Origin of the sequence: Streptomyces hygroscopicus subsp. hygroscopicus (assembly GCF_001553455.1) — a bacterium.
In the GTDB taxonomy this organism is placed as follows: Bacteria; Actinomycetota; Actinomycetes; order Streptomycetales; family Streptomycetaceae; genus Streptomyces; species Streptomyces hygroscopicus.
The window spans coordinates 1-2,178 of the sequence record NZ_BBOX01000412.1 but is presented as its reverse complement, the minus strand read 5'-3'; the positions used below and the strand labels follow the sequence as shown (position 1 = coordinate 2,178).

Annotated in this window: 2 protein-coding genes; both read left to right on the top strand. The window is 73.7% G+C overall.

Annotated elements, in window-relative coordinates; all coding sequences use genetic code 11:
* The first annotated feature begins 214 nt into the window (after positions 1 to 214).
* On the top strand, positions 215 to 1,636 hold the full coding sequence (gene murC, locus AXW62_RS33775; protein ID WP_060947825.1) for a UDP-N-acetylmuramate--L-alanine ligase: 1,422 nt from the start codon (positions 215 to 217) through the stop codon (positions 1,634 to 1,636).
* A gap of 8 nt (positions 1,637 to 1,644) precedes the next feature.
* On the top strand, positions 1,645 to 2,052 hold the full coding sequence (gene msrB / locus AXW62_RS33770; protein WP_030842945.1) for a peptide-methionine (R)-S-oxide reductase MsrB: 408 nt from the start codon (positions 1,645 to 1,647) through the stop codon (positions 2,050 to 2,052).
* Positions 2,053 to 2,178 lie beyond the last annotated feature (126 nt).

The following is a 2,178-nucleotide window of genomic DNA, read 5'->3' as shown; positions in this document are numbered from 1 at the left end:
CCGGCGGCTGAGCCGGGACCGTCACGGCCCCGGTCTCCGCGGCCGTCGCTGGCGGCTGAGCCAGGAGGACCGAGCCAGGACCGAGCCGGGACCGAGCCATGACCGAGCTGGGACCGAGCCACGGCACCGCCCCCGCGGCCGACGGCGGGGGCGGGCCGCCGGGGTGCGAGAATCGGGCCGACAGCACCCATCGAGAACCAGGGGAGACCCGTACATGGCACCGGCCGGCATCGCCTCCGACGCGCTGGATCGACCGCACTTCATCGGCATCGGCGGCGCCGGGATGTCGGGCGTGGCGAAGGTCCTCGCCATGCGGGGCGCGCGGGTCTCGGGCAGCGACAGCAAGGACTCGCCGATCGTCGGGGCGCTGCGGGAACTGGGCGCGACGGTGCACCTCGGGCACGCCGCCGACCACCTCGCCCCGGACACCACCAGCGTCGTCGTCTCCAGCGCCATCCGCGCCGACAACCTCGAGCTGGTCACGGCGCGTGAGCGCGGCATCCCGGTGGTGCACCGCTCCGACGCGCTGGCCGCGCTGATGGACGGCTCCCGGCCGATCGCGGTCGCGGGCACCCACGGCAAGACGACCACCACCTCGATGCTGGCCGTCTCCCTGCGCACGCTCGGCCTGGACCCGTCGTACGTCATCGGCGGCGACCTGGACGCCCCCGGCTCCAGCGCCCGCCACGGCGACGGCGAGATCTTCGTCGCCGAGGCCGACGAGAGCGATCGCAGCTTCCACAAGTACGCGCCCGAGGTGGCGATCGTCCTCAATGTGGAGCTAGACCACCACGCCAACTACGCCTCGATGGACGAGATCTACGAGTCGTTCCAGACCTTCGTCGGCCGGATCCGGCCCGGCGGCGCGCTGGTGATCTCGGCCGACCACCCTGGCGCCCGTGAGCTGACCGCCCGGGTCACCGGTGGCGAGGGGCCGCGGGTGCTCACCTACGGCGAGGACGCGGGCGCGGACGTGCGGGTGCTGGCCATCGAGCCGCACGGGCTGACCAGCGAGGTCACCGTCCGGCTCGCGGAGTCCCTGGGCGGTGCGGAGATCACCTTCACCGTCTCCGTCCCCGGCCGCCACTACGCGCTCAACGCGGTCGCCGCCCTCACCGCGGGCGCCGCCCTCGGCGTCCCGGCCCGCGACCTGGCCCCCGCCCTCGCCTCGTACACGGGTGTCAAGCGGCGGTTGCAGCTCAAGGGCACCGCCGCCGGGGTGCAGGTGATCGACTCCTACGCGCACCACCCCACCGAGATCGCGGCGGACCTCGAGGCGATCCGCGGCGGCGCGGGGGAGGGCCGGGTGCTGGTGGTCTTCCAGCCGCATCTGTTCAGCCGCACCCAGGAGCTGGGCACCGAGATGGGCCAGGCGCTGGCGCTCGCCGACGCCTCCGTCGTCCTCGACATCTACCCGGCCCGCGAGGACCCGGTGCCCGGGGTCACCAGCGCCCTGGTCATCGACGCCGCCGCCCGCCACGGGGCGGACGTGACCGCCGAGCACGACCGGAGCGCGGTTCCTGAGCTGATCGCCGGAATGGCCAAGCCGGGTGACCTTGTTCTCACCATGGGCGCGGGCGACGTGACCGACCTCGGTCCGCAGATTCTCGCCCGTCTGCAGAGCCCGGAGAGCTGAGGAGTCCCATGGCCTACGAGATCGACAAGCCGGAGGAGCAGTGGCGCGCGGAGCTGACCCCGCAGGAGTACCACGTGCTGCGGGAGGCCGGCACCGAGCGTGCCTTCACCGGTGAGTACACGGACACCAAGACGGTCGGCGTCTACTCCTGCCGGGCGTGCGGGGCGGAGCTCTTCCGCTCGGAGACGAAGTTCGAGAGCCACTGCGGCTGGCCGTCGTTCTACGACCCGGCGGACAGCTCGGCCGTCGAGCTGATCGAGGACCGTTCGCACGGCATGGTCCGCACCGAGGTGCGGTGCGCCCGCTGCGGTTCGCACCTGGGCCATGTCTTCGCGGGCGAGGGCTACCCCACCCCGACCGACCAGCGGTACTGCATCAACTCCATCTCGCTGCGGCTGACCCCCGAAGAGGGCTGAGCCGGGGCGCGGGCGAAGAGGGCCGAGCCGGGGGCGCGGGGCCGGACGCCCCCGCGGCCCTCCCCGCGCCGTACGGCCCGCTGTCCGCCCCGCGCCGCATGGCCCGCTGCTCGCCCTGTGCTGCAC